Annotated in this window: 15 protein-coding genes and 1 pseudogene; 8 read left to right on the top strand and 8 right to left on the bottom strand. The window is 73.4% G+C overall.

Translation table 11 applies throughout. From position 1 onward, the window contains the following. Nucleotides 1-49: 49 nt before the first annotated feature. From KPF47_RS07275 to KPF47_RS07265, 3 genes are read right to left on the bottom strand one after another with little or no spacing between them, the layout of a single operon-like run. Entirely contained in the window at nt 50-946 is an 897-nt protein-coding gene (locus KPF47_RS07275) for a MaoC/PaaZ C-terminal domain-containing protein (protein WP_224387754.1), read from the bottom strand. After that, nucleotides 946-2,298 (bottom strand): 3-oxoacyl-ACP reductase, encoded by a 1,353-nt coding sequence (locus KPF47_RS07270; RefSeq protein WP_224387753.1) that lies wholly within the window; start codon nt 2,296-2,298, stop codon nt 946-948. Before KPF47_RS07270 ends, KPF47_RS07275 begins: the two co-directional genes overlap by 1 nt. After that, complete coding sequence (locus tag KPF47_RS07265; RefSeq protein ID WP_224387752.1) at nt 2,295-3,596, bottom strand: acetyl-CoA C-acetyltransferase; 1,302 nt, start codon at nt 3,594-3,596, stop codon at nt 2,295-2,297. The genes KPF47_RS07270 and KPF47_RS07265 overlap by 4 nt, the downstream gene beginning before the upstream one ends. A 138-nt stretch (nt 3,597-3,734) precedes the next feature. On the opposite strand from KPF47_RS07265, the gene KPF47_RS07260 reads away from it, so the two are divergent. Together KPF47_RS07260 and KPF47_RS07255 are read left to right on the top strand one after the other, a co-directional pair. Next, on the top strand, nt 3,735-4,442 hold the full coding sequence (locus tag KPF47_RS07260) for a TetR family transcriptional regulator (RefSeq protein WP_224387751.1): 708 nt from the start codon (nt 3,735-3,737) through the stop codon (nt 4,440-4,442). After that, complete coding sequence (locus tag KPF47_RS07255) at nt 4,439-6,424, top strand: acyl-CoA dehydrogenase (RefSeq protein ID WP_224387750.1); 1,986 nt, start codon at nt 4,439-4,441, stop codon at nt 6,422-6,424. Before KPF47_RS07260 ends, KPF47_RS07255 begins: the two co-directional genes overlap by 4 nt. Nucleotides 6,425-6,492: 68 nt before the next feature. Here the strand turns inward: KPF47_RS07255 and KPF47_RS07250 are convergent, their stop codons facing one another. Continuing rightward, nucleotides 6,493-6,678, bottom strand: coding sequence for a hypothetical protein (locus KPF47_RS07250; protein ID WP_224387749.1), 186 nt, complete (start codon nt 6,676-6,678; stop codon nt 6,493-6,495). Between the two features lie 203 nt (nt 6,679-6,881). Here KPF47_RS07250 and KPF47_RS07245 point away from each other — a divergent pair, with 203 nt between their 5' ends. The 5 genes and pseudogenes from KPF47_RS07245 (at nt 6,882) to KPF47_RS07225 (ending at nt 13,668) form a co-directional block, all read left to right on the top strand. Next, the gene (locus KPF47_RS07245; protein WP_374108805.1) at nt 6,882-7,346 is read left to right on the top strand and encodes an Rrf2 family transcriptional regulator; all 465 of its coding nucleotides are present in this window, start codon (nt 6,882-6,884) and stop codon (nt 7,344-7,346) included. A gap of 134 nt (nt 7,347-7,480) precedes the next feature. After that, nucleotides 7,481-7,959, top strand: a pseudogene (locus KPF47_RS07240) (carboxymuconolactone decarboxylase family protein). Nucleotides 7,960-8,086: 127 nt separating this feature from the next. Further along, on the top strand, nt 8,087-10,408 hold the full coding sequence (locus KPF47_RS07235) for an FdhF/YdeP family oxidoreductase (RefSeq protein WP_224387747.1): 2,322 nt from the start codon (nt 8,087-8,089) through the stop codon (nt 10,406-10,408). 101 nt (nt 10,409-10,509) lie between these two features. Continuing rightward, nucleotides 10,510-11,745, top strand: a complete 1,236-nt coding sequence (locus tag KPF47_RS07230) for a multidrug effflux MFS transporter (protein ID WP_224387746.1) — start codon at nt 10,510-10,512, stop codon at nt 11,743-11,745. Between the two features lie 63 nt (nt 11,746-11,808). After that, nucleotides 11,809-13,668, top strand: coding sequence for an ABC transporter ATP-binding protein (locus KPF47_RS07225; RefSeq protein ID WP_224387745.1), 1,860 nt, complete (start codon nt 11,809-11,811; stop codon nt 13,666-13,668). Here the strand turns inward: KPF47_RS07225 and KPF47_RS07220 are convergent. From KPF47_RS07220 to KPF47_RS07205, 4 genes are all read right to left on the bottom strand, one after another. Continuing rightward, nucleotides 13,665-14,192, bottom strand: coding sequence for a bifunctional nuclease family protein (locus KPF47_RS07220; protein ID WP_224387744.1), 528 nt, complete (start codon nt 14,190-14,192; stop codon nt 13,665-13,667). The two genes, KPF47_RS07225 and KPF47_RS07220, sit on opposite strands and share 4 nt — an antisense overlap. A 67-nt stretch (nt 14,193-14,259) precedes the next feature. Then, entirely contained in the window at nt 14,260-14,997 is a 738-nt protein-coding gene (locus tag KPF47_RS07215; protein WP_224387743.1) for an SDR family oxidoreductase, read from the bottom strand. Between the two features lie 87 nt (nt 14,998-15,084). Next, entirely contained in the window at nt 15,085-15,498 is a 414-nt protein-coding gene (locus KPF47_RS07210; protein WP_224387742.1) for a nuclear transport factor 2 family protein, read from the bottom strand. 13 nt (nt 15,499-15,511) lie between these two features. Next, nucleotides 15,512-15,919, bottom strand: a complete 408-nt coding sequence (locus KPF47_RS07205) for a RidA family protein (protein WP_305080413.1) — start codon at nt 15,917-15,919, stop codon at nt 15,512-15,514. Between the two features lie 130 nt (nt 15,920-16,049). On the opposite strand from KPF47_RS07205, the gene KPF47_RS07200 reads away from it, so the two are divergent. Next, on the top strand, nt 16,050-17,018 hold the full coding sequence (locus tag KPF47_RS07200; RefSeq protein WP_224387741.1) for a LysR substrate-binding domain-containing protein: 969 nt from the start codon (nt 16,050-16,052) through the stop codon (nt 17,016-17,018). The last annotated feature ends 245 nt before the right edge of the window (nt 17,019-17,263 follow it).

Below are 17,263 nucleotides of genomic sequence, written 5' to 3'. Positions count from 1 at the left end.
TGAGCGCACCTGCCCACCCGGTCGGGTCGTCCTCGTCCATGCCTCCGGTCTACCCGCTGATGCGGCCGACCAGGTGCAGCTTTTGCGCGTCCTTGGCGCTGCGCAGCGCCAGTCCCCACGCCCCGTCGACGGCCTGCTCGGTCACGAGCTCGGCCCGCGCCGGGAGGAGCACGGGCTTGCGGAACACCACGTCGTAGGTGCAGGCGTCGGGGACCCGGCCCTCCAGGGCGGCGGCGGCGTGCGCGGCGGTCCACATGCCGTGCGCGATGGCACGCTGGAAGCCCATCGCCTTCGCGGTGAGCGGGTGCAGGTGGATCGGGTTCACGTCGCCGGAGACGGCGGCGTAGCGACGCCCGATGTCACCCGGGACCCGCCACACCGCGCTCGCCGGACCGGTCGGGACGGGCGGCTCGGCGATGTCGGTCGAGCCGTCACCGCCCGCGGCGACCTCGGGGGTCTTCGCCCCGCGGGCCAGGTAGGTGCTGCGCCCGGACCAGACGGTGTCCCCACCGGCCGAGACCTCGCCGATCAGGTCGACCTGCGCGCCCTTGGGATGGCGGGTGAACCGCTCGGCCCACACCCGCACGTCGAGCGTCTCGGTCGGGGCGATCGCCCGGTGCACGGTGATCCGGTTGGCGACGTGCACCAGCCCGGACAGCGGCAGCGGGAACGACCGGCCTGCCATCAGCACGACCTGCAGCCCGAAGGTGAGCATGTGCGGGTAGGTCACCGGCAGCGCGTTGCCGACCCGGAGCCCGCAGACGCGGGCGTAGTCGGCGAGGTGCCCCGGATCGACCTGCACACCACGGCGGACCAGCTCGGTCGCGGGCAGCGACCGGCCGGTGCCGCCGGGCAGCACGGCCCGGGCGGCCGCCGAGGCGTAGTACGACCCCAGCGACGGCGGCCCGGACAGCTCGGTGACCGTCCGCTGTTCGGCGACGGTCATCAGGCCCCCAGCATCGACTGGCCGCAGACCCGCACGACCTGCCCGTTGAGCCCGCCGGACTCGGCGCGGCCGAACCAGCCGATGGCCTCGGCGACGTCCACCGGCAGCCCGCCCTGCTTGAGCGAGTTGATCCGGCGGCCGCCCTCGCGGGTGGCGAGCGGCATCGTCGCGGTCATGTCGGTCTCGATGAAGCCGGGCGCGACGGCGTTGATCGTCGCGCCGCGCTCGGCGAACCGCGGGGCGAGCGCCCGGACCATCCCGATCACGCCGGCCTTGGACGCGGCGTAGTTGGTCTGGCCGCGGTTGCCCGCGATGCCCGACTGCGACGACACGCAGACCACGCGGCCCGCCTCGTGCAGCGGGGAGCCCGTCGCCAGCAGCGCCTCGTTGATCGTCAGCTGGGCGCCCAGGTTGACCCCGAGCACCGAGTTCCAGCGGTCCTCGGTCATGTTCGCGAGCAGCTTGTCGCGGGTGATGCCTGCGTTGTGCACCACGATGTCCACGCCGTCGTGCCGGTCGGCCAGGTGCGAGAGCAGCCGGTCCGCCGCGTCGGACGCGGTGATGTCCAGCTGCAGCGCGGTGCCGCCGGCGCGGTTCGCGGTGCGGGCCAGGCCCTCACCGGCCGCCGGGATGTCCACGGCGACGATGCTCGCCCCGTCGCGGGCGAGGGTGTCGGCGATGGCCGCACCGATGCCCCGGGCCGCCCCGGTGACCACCGCGACGCGCCCGGCCAGCGGCTGCTCCTCGGCGCGCGGGTCGTCGATGTCGGCCGGGTCGTGCGGGGTCCCGACCGGGGCGGCCACGTGCGCGACCTGCCCGTCGACGTAGGCCGAGCGGGCCGAGAGGAAGAACCGGACCGAGGAGTCGATCGCGGCCGGGGTGACGTCGGCCGCGACGACGAGCACGTTCGCCGTCGCACCGGAGCGCAGCTCCTTGCCGATCGAGCGGACCAGGCCGTCGAGGGACTGGGCGACCGCGGCCGCCTCCGCGCCGGACGCCTCGCCCGGCTCGGCACCGATCAGCAGCACCCGGCCCGACGGGCCGAGCTTCCTCACCGCCGGGGTGAGGATCTGCTGGGCGGCGGCGAGGTCGGCGAGCGTCGTGGCCCCGGACAGGTCGAGGACGACGCCGTGCAGCTTGTCCTCGCCGGGCGCGGTGGGCGCGGGCACACCGTGGCTCTCGACGAACGCGGTGACGGCCTTGGCGAAGCGCGGCTCACCGGCCGACGCGACGAGCACCGGGCCGGCCAGCAGCGGGTCCCCGGGGCGGTGCCGGCGCAGCGTCGGCACCGTGGGCAGCCCCAGCTGCTTGGCGATGGACGTGTGGGACAGGGTCGCGAGCAGGTCGCTCATGCCTTCGCCTCCAGGATCGCGACGACGCCCTGGCCGCCCGCGGCGCAGATCGAGATCAGGCCGCGCTGGTCGGCCTTCTCCGTGTCCGCCTTCTCCCACAGGAGCGTGGCGAGGGTGGCGACGATCCGCCCGCCGGTCGCAGCGAACGGGTGCCCCGCGGCGAGCGAGGAGCCCGCGACGTTGAGCTTGTCGTCGTCGATCGCGCCCAGCGGCGCGTCGAGACCCAGGCGCTCCTTGCAGAAGCGCGGGTCCTCCCAGGCTTTGCGCTGCACGAGGACGACCGAGGCGAAGGCCTCGTGGATCTCGTACAGGTCGAAGTCCTGCAGGGACAGCCCGTTGCGCTCCAGCAGCCGCGGCACGGCGAACACCGGGGCGGTGAGCAGACCGTCCGGGCCGTGCACGTAGTCGACGCCCGCGGTCTCGGCGTCCACGACGTGCGCCAGCACCGGCAACTTGTGCTCGGCGGCCCACTCGTCGGAGCCGAGCAGGACCAGGGCGGCGCCGTCGGTCAGCGGGGTCGAGTTGCCCGCGGTCATCGTGGCGTCGGGTCCCTTGCCGAAGACCGGCTTGAGCTTCGCGAGCTTCTCCACCGACGAGTCGGCGCGCAGGTTGTTGTCCCGGGTCAGCTTCAGGTACGGCGTGACCAGGTCGTCGAAGAAGCCGCGGTCGTAGGCGGCGGCCAGGTTGTGGTGGCTGCGCGCGGTGAGCTCGTCCTGCTCGGTGCGGCCGATGCCCCACTCCAGCGCGGTACGGGCGGCGTGCTCGCCCATCGACAGCCCGGTGCGCGGCTCGGAGTTCTCCGGGATGTCCGGCACGATCTGCCCCGGACGCAGCTGCCCCACCAGCTTGAGCCGGTCCACCGCGGTCTTCGCGGCGTTGAGCCGGACCAGCACGCGGCGCAGGTCGTCGTTCAGCGCGATCGGGGCGTCCGACGCGGTGTCCACACCCCCGGCGACGCCGGACTCGATCTGGCCGAGCGCGATCTTGTTGGCGACCGCGATGGTCGCCTCCAGGCCCGTGCCGCAGGCCTGCTGCACGTCGTAGGCCGCGGTGGCCGGGTTCAGCCGGGAGCCGAGGACCGCCTCGCGGGTCAGGTTGAAGTCACGGGAGTGCTTGAGCACGGCGCCGGCCACGACCTCACCCAGGCGCTCGCCGGCCAGCCCGAAGCGGGCCACCAGACCGTCGAGCGTCGTGGTGAGCATGTCGAGGTTCGAGGCGCCGGCGTAGGCACCGTTGGCCCGCGCGAACGGGATGCGGTTGCCGCCGATGACGGCGGCGCGCCGGGTGCTGGCTGGCATGGGGGTCGTCCCTCCTGGGTTCGGGTCCCGCCCCACCCGATCGGGGTGACCACGCTGCACGCGGGTCCCGGTGGGCGGAGCATCAGCTCGTGGTTCGTCGTTACCACGGGGTAGCCGGTACTCAAGGTACACGGTACTATGGGTTTCGTGAAGGCCGGACGGGACAAGCGCGACAGCCGATGGGACGCCCACCGCGAGCAGCGGCGGGCCGCACTCGTGGGCTCCGCGATCGGTGCCATCCGCCGGCACGGGGCCGGCATCGGCATGGACGAGATCGCCGCGTCCGCCGCCACCAGCAAGACCGTGGTCTACCGGCACTTCGGCGACCGGACGGGCCTCTACACCGCGATCTGCGAGTCGGTGGCCGGGGTCCTGCTCGCCGAGGTCCGCCGGGCCACCGCCGCGGCCCTGGCCGACTCCGGTCGCGGGCCGCGCGCCGCCGTCGCCGCCGGCATCGACGCCTACCTGAGGCTCATCGAGATCGACCCGGAGCTGTACCGGTTCGTGGTGCAGCGCCCGCTCCTCACCCAGGGCACCGCGCGCCGCACGCCCGCCACCGACGGCGGACACGACCCGGTCAACGACCTCGTGACCGTGATCGGGGACGAGGTGGCCGCGGTCATCGCCGGCAACCTCGGCGAGCCGGCCCACGGGGACGCCGACCCGCGGGCCGCGGCCCGCATCTGGGGCCACGCGATCGTCGGCCTCGTCCGGGGCGCGGCCGACGACTGGCTCGCCCGGCCCGACGGCACCACCCGCGAGCGGCTCGCCACCCATCTCACCGACCTGGCCTGGTCCGGACTGTCCGGCCTGGCATCGCACGTGCAGCAGGAGGTTCAGTCATGACCCGCAGCACCCTTCCGAGCCCCGACGCCGTCTCCGCCGAGGCGCTCCGCACCGTCGTCGACGGGCGCTGGGCCCGGGCCCGGCAGGAGACCCGCGAGCAGCTGGCGGCCAACGCCGAGATGCGCGCGGACCCCGACCTGACCTCGGAGCAGCACCGCGAGTGGATCACCGACTCGCTGAAGTTCCTGACGTCCTCGGGCCGTCCGCACACCGGGTTCGACCCGTCGGTCGGCGGGCAGGGCGACGTCGGCGGCGTCGTCGCCGCGTTCGCGATGCTCGCCTACGGCGACCTGTCGCTGCTGGTCAAGGCCGGTGTGCAGTGGGGCCTGTTCGGCGGTGCCGTGCAGGTGCTCGGTACCGAGCGCCACCACGAGCGGTACCTCCGCGCGATCATCGACGGCGAGCTGCTCGGCTGCTTCGCCATGACCGAGACCGGGCACGGCTCCGACGTCCAGCACCTGCACACCACCGCGACCTACGACCGCGAGGCGGGCGAGTTCGTCGTCCACACGCCCTACCCGCAGGCCCGCAAGGAGTACATCGGCAACGCCGCGCGGGACGGCCGGATGGCGGTCGTGTTCGCCCAGCTGATCACCGGGGACGAGCGGCCCGGCGTGCACGCCTTCCTCGTGCCGCTGCGCGACAACGACGGCAAGGCCCTGCCCGGCGTACGGATCGGCGACGACGGGCGCAAGGCCGGGCTCAACGGCGTCGACAACGGCCGGCTGTCGTTCGACCACGTCCGCATCCCCCGGGAGAACCTGCTCAACCGCTTCGCCGACGTCGCCCCGGACGGGACGTACTCGTCGTCGATCGAGAACGAGACGGCGCGCTTCTTCTCCATGCTCGGCACCCTGGTCCGCGGCCGGATCTCGGTGGCGGGCGGCGCCGGCGCGGCGACCGAGAAGGCCCTCGCCCTGGCCGTGCGCTTCGGCGAGCGCCGCCGCCAGTTCGCCAACCCCGCGAACGGCGAGGAGATCGCCGTCCTCGACTACCTGGCCCACCAGCAGAAGCTGCTCCCGGCACTGGCGACCACGTTCGCCCTGCACTTCACCCAGGACGACCTGGTGCAGCGGATGCACGACATCCAGGCCCCGGGCGCCGGGCCGGTCGGTGCGCGCGCACAGCGCACGCTGGAGCAGTCCGCCGCCGGGATCAAGGCCGTGGCGACCTGGCACGCCACGCACACCATCCAGACCTGCCGGGAGGCCTGCGGCGGCGCCGGCTACCTGGAGGAGAACCTGCTGCCCGCGCTCAAGGCCGACACCGACGTGTTCACCACCTTCGAGGGTGACAACACGGTGCTGCTGCAGCTGCTGGCCAAGGAGCTGTTGTCGGACTACGGCCGCACGATCAAGAAGGGCAACCCGCTCGAGATCGCGCCGCTGCTCGGCCGCCAGCTCGCCGGGGTGCTCGCCGAGCGGACCGGCGCCGCGTCGCTCGCCCGGCGGATCCCGTTCCGCGGGATCGACCTGACCGACCGGGCCCGCCGTCGCGAGCTGCTCGCCGTCCGTCGGGAGGACACCCTCGCCGCCGCGATCCGCCACCTCGCGCCGGCGATGCGCCGCGGCAACGACGAGTTCGCCGTCTTCAACTCCGCCCAGGACCTGCTGCTCACCGCGGCGAGGGCACACGTGGACACGCTGGTGGAGGCGTCGTTCGCGGACAAGCTCGTGACCGTGGGCGACCCGGCCGTGCGCGCACTGCTCGAGCGGGTCTACGACCTGCACGTGCTCAGCGTGATCGACCGCGAGCGGGCCTGGTACCTGGAGACCGGTCGGCTCACCGCCGCCGAGTCACGCTCGATCCGGCCGCTGGTCAACGCGCTGTGCGCCGAGCTGCGGCCCTACGCCCGCACCCTGGTCGACGGCTTCGGCGTCCCGGAGGAGTGGCTGGCCTGCCCGATGCTCGACGACGAGGCGTGGGCCCCGGCCCCCGGCCGTCCGGCCGAGCCGCTGACCGAGCAGGTCGAGGCGGGCTGACCCGCACCTCCACCCGGACGACGGACGGCCGGCCCCGGTGCCCGGGGCCGGCCGTCCGTCGTCGGGGATCAGGCTGCGACGCCCAGGGCGTCGAGCACCGCGCCGAGGGTCGACGACAGGTCGGCGACGGTGCTGTCGACGACCTCGGCGATCGGGGTGATCTCGGCCGCGCTGGCGGTGCCGGTGAGGCCCAGCATCAGCAGCGGGGCGGCGACGGCAGCAGCGGCCAGACCGGCGATACGACGCTTGTCCATGGTGGTTCCTTCCTTCGGGGGACCTGTGTGCGTCCTGAGGGTGGAAGGTCGATGCGTCGCTTTTCCAGGTCCCGCCGGTACCTGTAACCGAGCGCTTACATCGAAGCGTTTGCCGTCATCTGTCGGACATCCTTCCGGAGACCGGGATCACCCCGAAATCTGGACATCAAATATCCTGGATATGTAATATCCGGATCATGCGGATGGGACAGGGCGTCGAGTGGGCGCTGCACTGCTGCCTGAACCTGGACTGGGTCGGCGGCGCGGTACCCGGCGCCCGGCTCGCCGGGTTCTACGACCTGCCGGCCGCATACCTGAACAAGCAGCTGCAGACACTGGTCCGCGCCGGGATCTGCGAGTCCGTCCCGGGCCCGCGCGGCGGGTTCCGGCTCGCCCGGCCCGCGGACCAGGTGTCGCTGCTCGACGTCGTCGTCGCCGTCGAGGGCCCGGAGGAGGCGTTCCGCTGCACCTCGCTGCTCGGGGCCGCACCCGGCGGCGACCCCTCGCTCGACTACTCCGGCCACTGCGCGATCGCGCTGTCGATGCGTTCGGCCGAGCTCGCCTGGCGGCGCGAGCTGGCCGGCCGGTCGCTCGCCGACGTCGCCGCGGACGTCGTCCGCACCGCCCCGGACGCGCCGCAGCGCGTCCGGGCCGCACTCGCCCCGTGACCGCACCACCCACGCACGCCACCCCACGCACGCCACCCCACGCACGCCACCCCACGCACGACGCCCACGCACGACGCCCACGCACGACGCCCACGCACGACGCCCACGCACGACACCGACCCGAAGGGACCGTCATGGAACCGCGCATCGCCCGGCCCTACCGCCACGTCCAGGACAGCTACCGCGCCCTGACCGCGCTGGAGGCCTCCACCCGCGACGACTCCGTCCTCCCGCACGCCGTCCAGGAGCTGGTGCGCCTGCGGGCGTCGCAGATCAACGGCTGTGGCTTCTGCGTGGACATGCACTCGCACGACGCGCTGGACTCCGGCGAGTCCGCCGAGCGCCTGTTCTCCGTCGCCGCGTGGCGGGAGGCGCCGTGGTTCACCCCCCCCAGGAGCGGGCCGCACTGGCCCTGACCGAGGAGGTGACCCGGCTGGCCGACCGTCCCGACGCCGTCCCGGACGCGGTGTGGGACGCCGCTGCCGCGGTGTTCGACGAGAAGGCCCTGACCCTGCTGGTCACCACGATCGCGACGATCAACGCCTGGAACCGGATCAGCGTCGCCACCCGGCAGGTCGCCGGGAGTCACCGACGTGCCGCGGCACGCCCGTGACTTTCCCCGCGCATCCGCGGATCGGTTGGGCGTCACGTCCCACGCTGGGGCAACATCGTTTCCGTGCCCCGTACGCGTGGGTAATCTGACCCGTTCCGCCGTCCGTCGTGTTCCAGATGAGGTGTCCGTGCCCCCCACCCCGGTCAACAGCGCCCCGATCCACCCCCCGGTCGACACCGAGGAGTCCGATCTGCGCGTCTCGGAGCGGAAGACCTCCGCCGCCGGGGCGACGGCCGTCGCGATCTCGATGAAGCGCTCCCTCGCCGAGCAGGGTGTCGTGAAGACCGCGAAGAACCTGCTCACGATGAACCAGGTCGACGGCTTCGACTGCATGAGCTGCGCCTGGCCGGACCCGGCCCCCGGCGAGCGGCACACGGCCGAGTTCTGCGAGAACGGCGCGAAGGCCGTCTCCTGGGAGGGCGACCGCCGCCGCGTCACCCCGGAGTTCTTCGCCGAGCACTCCATCGACGACCTGCGGGGCCGCAGCGCGCACTGGTTGGAGAGCCGGGGCAGGCTGACCCACCCGATGGTCCGCCGGGCCGGGGGCACGCACTACGAACCCATCTCCTGGGACGACGCGTTCGACCTCGTCGGGACGCACCTGCGCGCCCTGGACAGCCCGGACGAGGCGCTGTTCTACACCTCCGGCCGCGCCTCGAACGAGGCCGCGTTCGTCTACCAGCTGTTCGCCCGCGCCTACGGCACGAACAACCTGCCCGACTGCTCGAACATGTGCCACGAGTCGACGTCGGTCGGCCTGGCCGAGGCGATCGGCGTCGGCAAGGGCTCGGTCTCGCTGCAGGACCTGCACGAGGCCGACCTGATCATCATCTCCGGGCAGAACCCGGGCACCAACCACCCGCGGATGCTGTCCGCGCTGGAGATCGCGAAGAAGAACGGCGCGCGGATCCTCGCGGTCAACCCGCTCCCCGAGGCCGGGCTGTTCAAGTTCGACAACCCGCAGACCCCGCGCGGCATGACCGGCTTCGGCACCCACCTGGCCGACGAGTTCCTGCAGATCCGCAGCAACGGCGACCTGGCGCTGTGGCAGGCGTTCGGGCACCTGCTGCTCGCCGCCGAGGACCGCGACCCGGGCAGCGTGCTGGACCGGGACTTCATCGAGCGGCACACGAACGGCTTCGAGGCCTACGCCGCGCACGTGAAGGACCTCGACCGCGACGCCGTCGTCGCCGCGACCGGGCTCGCCTGGGGCGAGATCGAGAAGGCCGCGCAGATGCTCGCGACCTCGCAGCGCATCGTGAACTGCTGGGCGATGGGCATCACCCAGCACCGCAACGCCGTCGCCACCATCAAGGAGATGGTGAACGTCGCCCTGCTCCAGGGGATGATCGGCAAGCCCGGTGCGGGTCTGTGCCCGGTCCGGGGCCACTCCAACGTGCAGGGCGACCGCACGATGGGCATCTGGGAGCGGGTCGCGGACAGCTTCCTCGACGCACTGCGCGACGAGTTCGGGTTCGAGCCGCCCCGCGAGCACGGCCACGACTCGGTGGCCGCGGTGCAGGCGATGGCGGACGGCAGGGCGAGCGTGTTCGTCGGGCTGGGTGGCAACTTCTCCCAGGCGATGTCGGACACCGGCGTCACCGAGCCCGCGCTGGAGCGCTGTGCGCTGACCGTGCAGATCTCGACCAAGCTGAACCGGTCGCACGTGGTCGCCGGGACCGACGCGCTGATCCTGCCCGCCCTCGGCCGCACCGAGAAGGACCTGACCGGCGGCCGGGCGCAGCGGGTCACCGTCGAGGACTCGATGTCGGCGGTGCACGCCTCGCACGGCCGGTCGGAGCCCGCCGGCGAGCTGCTGCGCTCGGAGGTCGACATCCTCTGCGGGATCGCCCGGGCCACCCTGGGGGCCGACCACCTCGTCCCGTGGGCCGACTTCGCCGCCGACTACGACCGGATCCGCGACCGGATCGGCCGGGTCGTCCCGGGCTGCGAGGCCTACACCGAGAAGATCGCCCGCTCCGGCGGGTTCACCCTCGCGCACCCGCCGCGGGACAGCCGTACCTTCCCGACGGCGTCGGGGAAGGCGGAGTTCACCGTCAGCCCGCTGGAGGTGCTGACGCTGCCCGAGGGGCGTCTGGTCCTGCAGAGCCTGCGCAGCCACGACCAGTTCAACACCACGATCTACGGCCTGGACGACCGCTACCGCGGCATCCACTCCGGCCGCCGGGTCGTGTTCATCTCCGACGCCGACCTGCGCGAGCTGGGCCTCGCCGACGGCGACCGGGTGAACCTGGTCAGCGAGTGGACCGACGGCAGCGAGCGGCGCGCGGACGACTTCCGCCTGGTGTCGTACTCGACCCCCAAGGGCTGCATCGCCGCGTACTACCCGGAGACGAACCCACTGATCCCGCTGGACTCCTACGCGGAGTCCTCGCGCTGCCCGACCTCGAAGTGGGTCCAGGTCCGGCTGGAGCCCGCCACCCGGTGATCGCGATGTGAGTGCACTCACCCGCCCGACGGATCTCGGGCGGAATCGGCGTCACCCCTCGTGAGGTTGCACGTGTCGGCCACACGAGGGGGGACGTCCGAGTGACCACCACTGCAGTCACCGCGCCGAGCCGGTTACGGATCGCGCTGGTGCTGGGCGCGTTGATCGCGCTCGGCCCGCTGACGATCGACACCTACCTGCCGGCGCTCCCGGACGTCGGGCGCGACCTCGCCGCGTCCGAGCCGGTCGTCCAGCTGACGCTGACCGGGACGCTCGCCGGGCTGGCACTGGGCCAGCTCGTGATCGGCCCGCTGTCCGACGCCTTCGGCCGGCGCAGGCTCCTGCTCGCGGGCACCGCCGTGCACGTGCTGGCCTCGGCGCTGGTCGCCCTCGCCCCGAGCATCGAGGTGCTGGCGGTCCTGCGGGTGCTGCAGGGCGTCGGGGCCTCGGCCGGCACGGTGATCGGTCTCGCCGTGGTACGCGACCTGTTCACCGGACGGGCCGCGGCGACCATGCTGTCGCGGCTGATCCTGGTGATGGGGGCCGCTCCGGTGCTCGCCCCGACCCTCGGGGCCGTCCTGCTGAACTGGGTCTCCTGGCGCGGGGTCTTCCTGTTCCTAGCCGGCTACGGCCTGGTCATGCTGGCCGTGGTGACCTCGGGGCTGCCCGAGACCCTCCCCGTCTCCCGACGCCGGTCGGCCCGGTTCGGGCCCACCGTGGCGACCTACGGCGGACTGCTGCGCGACCGGACCTTCGTCGGGCTGGTGCTGGTCGCCGGGCTCGCGATGGGCGCGTTGTTCAGCTACGTCTCCGGCGCCGCCTACGTCTACCAGCAGCAGTTCGGCATGGACCCGCAGGCGTTCGGCATCGCGTTCGGCGCGGGGGCGATCTGGCTGGTCGTCGGCACCCAGCTGAACCCGGTGGTGCTGCGCCGCTTCGAGCCGCGCCAGGTGATGTCGACCGCCGTCGCCGCCGCGGTTCTCGTCGGGCTCGTGCTCGCCGTGCTCACCGCGACCGGCACCGGTGGGCTGCCCGCCGTCCTCGCCGGGGTGTGGGCGCTGCTGCTCGCCTGCGGTTTCGTCCTGCCGAACGCGCCGGCGCTGGCGCTGGCCCGGCACGGCGAGTCCGCCGGGACGGCGTCGGCGCTGCTGGGGTCGCTGCAGTTCGGGATCGGCGCCGCGACGTCCCCGGTCGTGGGGCTGCTCGGCAACGACGCGGCCGCGATGGGGGCCACCATGTTCGGCGCCGTCGCGCTCGCCGGGATCGCGCTGGTCGCCGTGGTCCGGCCGTGGACGCTGCCGGACCTGAACGAGGAGCCCGAGCGCGCGACGGCCTGACCGTCCGGCCCGGGACCCGTCGCCCTTGACCTGAAGTCAGCTCCAGCTCGTAGCGTCCGCGTCATGGACGTGAGCACCTGGACCGCCCTGCGCAACGCGAGCTCCGAACCCGCGCGGCGGACCCGCCCGGCCGGGGAGACGGCACGCCGGGTCCTGGCCTTCGCCCGGCCGCACCGGCGCCGGATCGGGGCGTTCCTGGTCGCGAGCACCGCCGCGGCCGTGCTCACGGTGGCGGTGCCGCTGCTGGCCGGGCGGGCCACCGACGCGGTGACCCGCGGCGAGCCGCTGTCGGTCATCGTGCTGCTGGCCGGGCTGATGGCGGCGGTCGCGCTGGTCGAGGCGGCACTGTCGATGCTGACCCGCTGGTACTCGGCGAACCTCGGCGAGAGCCTGATCCACCAGCTGCGGACCACCGTGTTCGACCACGTGCAGCGGATGCCGGTGGCCTTCTTCACCCGCACCCGGACCGGAGCGCTGGTCTCCCGGCTGAACTCCGACGTGCTCGGCGCACAGCGGGCGTTCTCCGACACCCTGGCCGGCGTGGTGTCCAACGTCGTCGTGCTGGCGCTGACGCTGGCCGCGATGCTGGTGATCTCCTGGCCGGTGACCCTGCTGGTGACGCTGCTGCTGCCCGCGTTCCTGGTCCCGGCCCGTCTGATGGGCCGGCGCCTGGCCGCCCTGGAGCGGGCGGCCGCGGACCACAACGCGGCGATGAGCACCCGGATGACCGAGCGGTTCTCCGCACCCGGCGCCACCCTGATCACGTTGTTCGGCCGCCCGGAGCGCGAGTCCGCCGAGTTCGCCGAGCGGGCCGACCGGGTCCGGGCGATCGGGGTGCGCTCGGCGATGCTGCAGTGGACGTTCGTGACGGCCCTGACGCTGGCGTCGTCGCTGGCCGTCGCCGTCGTCTACGGCGTCGGGGGCGGGTTCGCGCTGGCCGGGGCGCTGTCGGCGGGCGACGTCGTCGCGCTCGCGCTGCTGCTGACCCGGCTCTACCAGCCGTTGACGGCACTGGCCGGGGCCCGGATGGAGATCATGACGGTGCTGGTCAGCTTCGAGCGGGTGCTCGAGGTCCTGGACCTGGAGCCGATGATCACCGACGCACCGGACGCGCGCCCGGTGCCCGACGGGCCGGTCGGCGTCGAGTTCGACCGGGTGTCGTTCGCCTACCCCACCGCCGACCAGGTGTCGCTGGCCTCGCTGGAGGAGGTGGCCACACTCGACACCCGCGGCGGCGAGCCGGTGCTGCACGACGTGTCGTTCACCGCGGCTCCCGGCGCGGTGGTGGCGGTCGTCGGATCGTCGGGGGCCGGGAAGTCCACGGTCGCCCAGCTGCTCGCCCGGCTCTACGACGTGGGCGCGGGAGCCGTCCGGATCGGCGGCGTGGACGTCCGCGAGCTCACGACCGCCTCGGTGCACCGCACGGTCGGGTTCGTGACCCAGGACGGGCACCTGCTGCACGACACCGTCGCGGCGAACCTGCGGATCGGGGCGCCGGAGGCGACCGACGCGAAGCTGTGGGCCGCACTGCGCCGCGCCCGGCTCGACGGCCTGGTGGCGGCGCTGCCGGACGGGCTGGCCACCGTGGTCGGGGAGCGGGGGTACCGGCTGTCCGGTGGGGAGCGCCAGCGGATGACGATCGCCCGGGTGCTGCTGGCCCGGCCGCGGATCGTGGTGCTGGACGAGGCGACCGCCAGCCTGGACACGACGTCGGAGGCGGCGGTCCGGGCGGCGCTGGCCGAGGCGCTGCACGGGCGGACCGCGCTGGTCATCGCGCACCGGCTGTCCACCGTCCGCGACGCCGACGAGATCCTCGTGCTCGAACACGGCCGGATCGTCGAGCGCGGCGACCACGCCGCCCTGCTGGACCGGGGCGGGCGCTACGCCGAGCTGTGGGCCGGGACGGCGCCGGCCCCTGCCTAGCGGAAGTCCTCGGGTGAGACCTCGTCGATGAACTCGCGGAACTCCTGGAGCTGCTGCTCCGGCGGGGCGTCGGCCGGGACCGCGGTGGCCGCGCGGGCCTGGGCGGCGGCGCCGGTGGTGTCGTCCCCGTCGGGGGGCAGGACGTCGTCGACGGCCTGGCCGACCTCGTCGAGCACGTGCTCGGCCATCCCGATCGGCACGCTCTCGCGCACGGCCAGCGACAGTGCGTCCGACGGGCGCACGGCCAGCCGGGTGCCGCCGTCGAAGACCAGCTCGGCGGTGTAGACGCCGTCGACGAGGTCGGAGATCTCGACCCGTTCCAGGACCCGGCCCAACGCCTCCACCACCGGGAGCAGCACGTCCTGGGTGAGCGGGGTGCTCTCGTCGTCGCGCGGGCCCACGGCGATGACCTCGGCCTGCGGGGGGCGCAGGAACACCGGTACGCAGCGGTCACCGTCGGCCTCGCCGAGCAGCAGCACCGGCTGGCGCGACCGGGCGTGCACGATCAGGCGCAGGACGTGCATCGTCCGAGTCATGCGCCCAGTGTCCTCCCCGGCGGGGGGTGGCGGAAGTCTCAGAACGAGACGGCGGTCAGCCCCGCGCGAGCCACGGCATCGTCGTCGCGGCGAGGGTCAGGAACTGCACGTTCGCCTCCGGCGGCAGCCCGGCCATGTGGACGACGGCGTCGGCGACGTACCGGACGTCGAAGGTCGCCTCCGGCCGCACCGACCCGTCGGCCTGCGTCGCGCCGGTCGCGATGCCCGCGGTCATCTCGGTCGCGGCGTTGCCGATGTCGATCTGCCCGCAGGCGATGCCGAACCCGCGACCGTCGAGCGAGAGCGACTTCGTCAGGCCGGTGATCGCGTGCTTGGTGGCGGTGTAGGGCGCGCTGCCCGGCCGGGGGACGTGCGCGGAGATCGAGCCGTTGTTGATGATCCGCCCGCCCTGCGGGTCCTGGCCGCGCATCGCCGCGAACGCCGCACGGGCACAGAGGAACGAGCCGGTGAGGTTGACCGCGACGGCCGCGTTCCAGTCCTCGACGGAGATCTCGTCGACGGTGCCGCCCACGCCGAACGTGCCGGCGTTGTTCACCAGCAGGTCGACCCGGCCCCAACGCTCGCGCACCGCGGCGAACAGCGCCTCGACCGAGTCCGGGGCGGTGACGTCGGTGGGGACGACCAGGGTGTCGGCACGACCCGCCGCGGCACCGTCCAGCGGCTCACGACGGCGCCCGGCCAGCGCGACCCGCCAGCCGGCGTCGAGCAGGCCACGGGTCACCACCTCGCCGATGCCCGACCCGGCCCCGGTCACCACCGCCACACCGCTCATGGGCCCAGCCTGCCACGTGCCGTCCGGTGCCCCCGGGCACGACCGGCGCGGGGCGGGCGGTCCCGCGGTCCGTGGCGGGGACGCCGGTCAGAACATGCCGTTGTCGTTGGCGGAGGTGGCGGGGACGACCTGCAGGACGTCCCAGTGCTCGACGACCCGGCCGTCCTCGTCGACCCGGAAGATGTCGATACCGGCGTAGTCGTCGCCGCCCGGCCAGGTCTGGTGGCAGTGCAGGACGACCAGGTCGCCCTCGGCGACGGTCCGGACGAACCGCACGTGCTTGCCCGGGTACTCGGCGGCCATCCGCTCGAAGTAGTCGACGAACGCCTCCTTGCCGTCGGCGACGTGCACGTTGTGCTGGGTGTAGGTGTCCCCCGCGTAGCGCTCGAGGGCCTCGGCCGGGCGGCACCGGTTGAACATGAGGTCGTAGAACGCGCGGACGGTGTCCTTGTTGCGCTGCAGGTCGGCGGCCTGCGGTGCCCCACCGTGGCGGCCGGTCACGACGGGACCCGCATCAGGGCAGCACCGCCACGGCGTCGACCTCGACGAGGTAGCCGGGCGCGGCGAGCGCGGTGACCCCGATCCAGGTGCTCGGCTGCTGGAGCTCCACCCCCAGCGCCGCCGCCGCACGCTCGCGCCCGACGACGAACTGCTCGGCCCTGGTCTCGTCGAGGTCGACGACGTAGACGACCACCTTGGCCAGGTCGGCCACCGTCGCCCCGACCGCGTCGAGCGCGGCAGCGATGTTGAGGTAGCACCGCTCGGCCTGCGCGGCGACGTCGTCGTGGCCGACCAGGTCGCCCCGGACGTCCCACGACACCTGTCCCGCCAGGTACACGGTGCGCGTCCCCCGGGTGTCGGCCACCTGGTGGTGGACCTCGACCCGATGGACCCCCTCGGGGTGCACCAGCTCCACGCTCATCGCTGCTCCTTCTCCGTCGGCCGGGCTCGGTTCGACCCTCCGACGCCGCAGGCCCCACCGTCCATCGCATCTTCGTCCCGCTCCGTGAACCATATGGTTGTCACCGCAGGTCGGAAGGCAGGATGGGGCCGTGGCCCCGACGTTGAACCTGCACCTCACGCAGTACCTGGCCGCCGTCGTGGACGAAGGCCACTTCGGTCGGGCCGCGCAGCGGCTGCACGTCTCGGGGTCCGCGCTGAGCAAGCAGATCCGCACGCTCGAGGACAAGCTCGGGGTGGAGCTCGTCGACCGCCGCACGCATCCCGTCGGCCCCACCGAGGCGGGCCGGCTCTTCCTGACCGAGGCCCGGGAGGCGCTGGCGGCGGCCGACCGCGCCCTCGCCGCGGTCGCGGCCCACCGCCGCGCCGAGGCGGGGGTGCTGCGCCTGGGGTTCATGACGGCGACGACCGGCGCGCACACCCGCAGGATCCTGGAACGGATGCGGCGCGAGGTCCCCGACGTCGCGGTCCAGCTGATCCACCTGCCCTGGTCGGCCCAGGCCGACGCGGTCCACGACCGGACGGTGGACGCCTGTCTCGTGGGCCCCCCGATCCTGGACACCGCAGGCGTACGGCTCGATCTGGTGCGGAACGAGACGCTGGTGGTGGCGCTGCCGGCCGGCCATCACCTCGCCGACCGCTCCTCGGTCGTCCTCGCCGACCTCGACGAGGAGGTCCACATCACCGACGACCGGGCCGACCCGCAGTGGGTGCGGTGGTGGGCGCACGACCCGAGGCCCAGCGGACGCCCCGTCCGCTACGGCGCCTCCGCCCACACGGTGGACGAGATGCTCGAGGTCGTCGCCTCGGGCGTGGCGGTCGCCGTCACCGGTGCCTACGTGGGCGGCAGCCACCGGCATCCGGGGATCGTGTTCCTGCCGGTGGTGGACGCACATCCGTGCCCCATCTCCCTGTGCACCCGGGCCGACGCCACCGCACCGGCGGTCGAGGCACTGCGGCGGGCCGTGGACGCCGACCGCGCGACGTCGCACCCGTGGGCCACGGACCCCGACGGAACGACACGCCTCGGGACCTCTCCGGCCGTCTCGCGGATGCGCTAGAGAGCCGCAGACGACGCGAGCGTGACCCGCACGTAGCACTCTCTAGCACTGTCTCGGACCGTGCCGAGACATGCGCAGACGACCGCATCGACCGTCGATCCGACTCTGTACGGCATTCTCGCCCAGGCACTAGACAGCGCCATACGGCGACATCGAGCCGCGCACATAGTGGCGATCAGGCTCGTCTAGCGCGCGTACAAGAGATCCGGATACGGGCCGATCGACCCGACGCGAGCCCCCTCTCC

Source organism: Pseudonocardia sp. ICBG1293 (assembly GCF_020131355.1).
In the GTDB taxonomy this organism is placed as follows: domain Bacteria; phylum Actinomycetota; class Actinomycetes; order Mycobacteriales; family Pseudonocardiaceae; genus Pseudonocardia.
The sequence above is the reverse complement of the archived record's forward strand: the minus strand, read 5'-3'. Positions and strand labels throughout refer to the sequence as shown.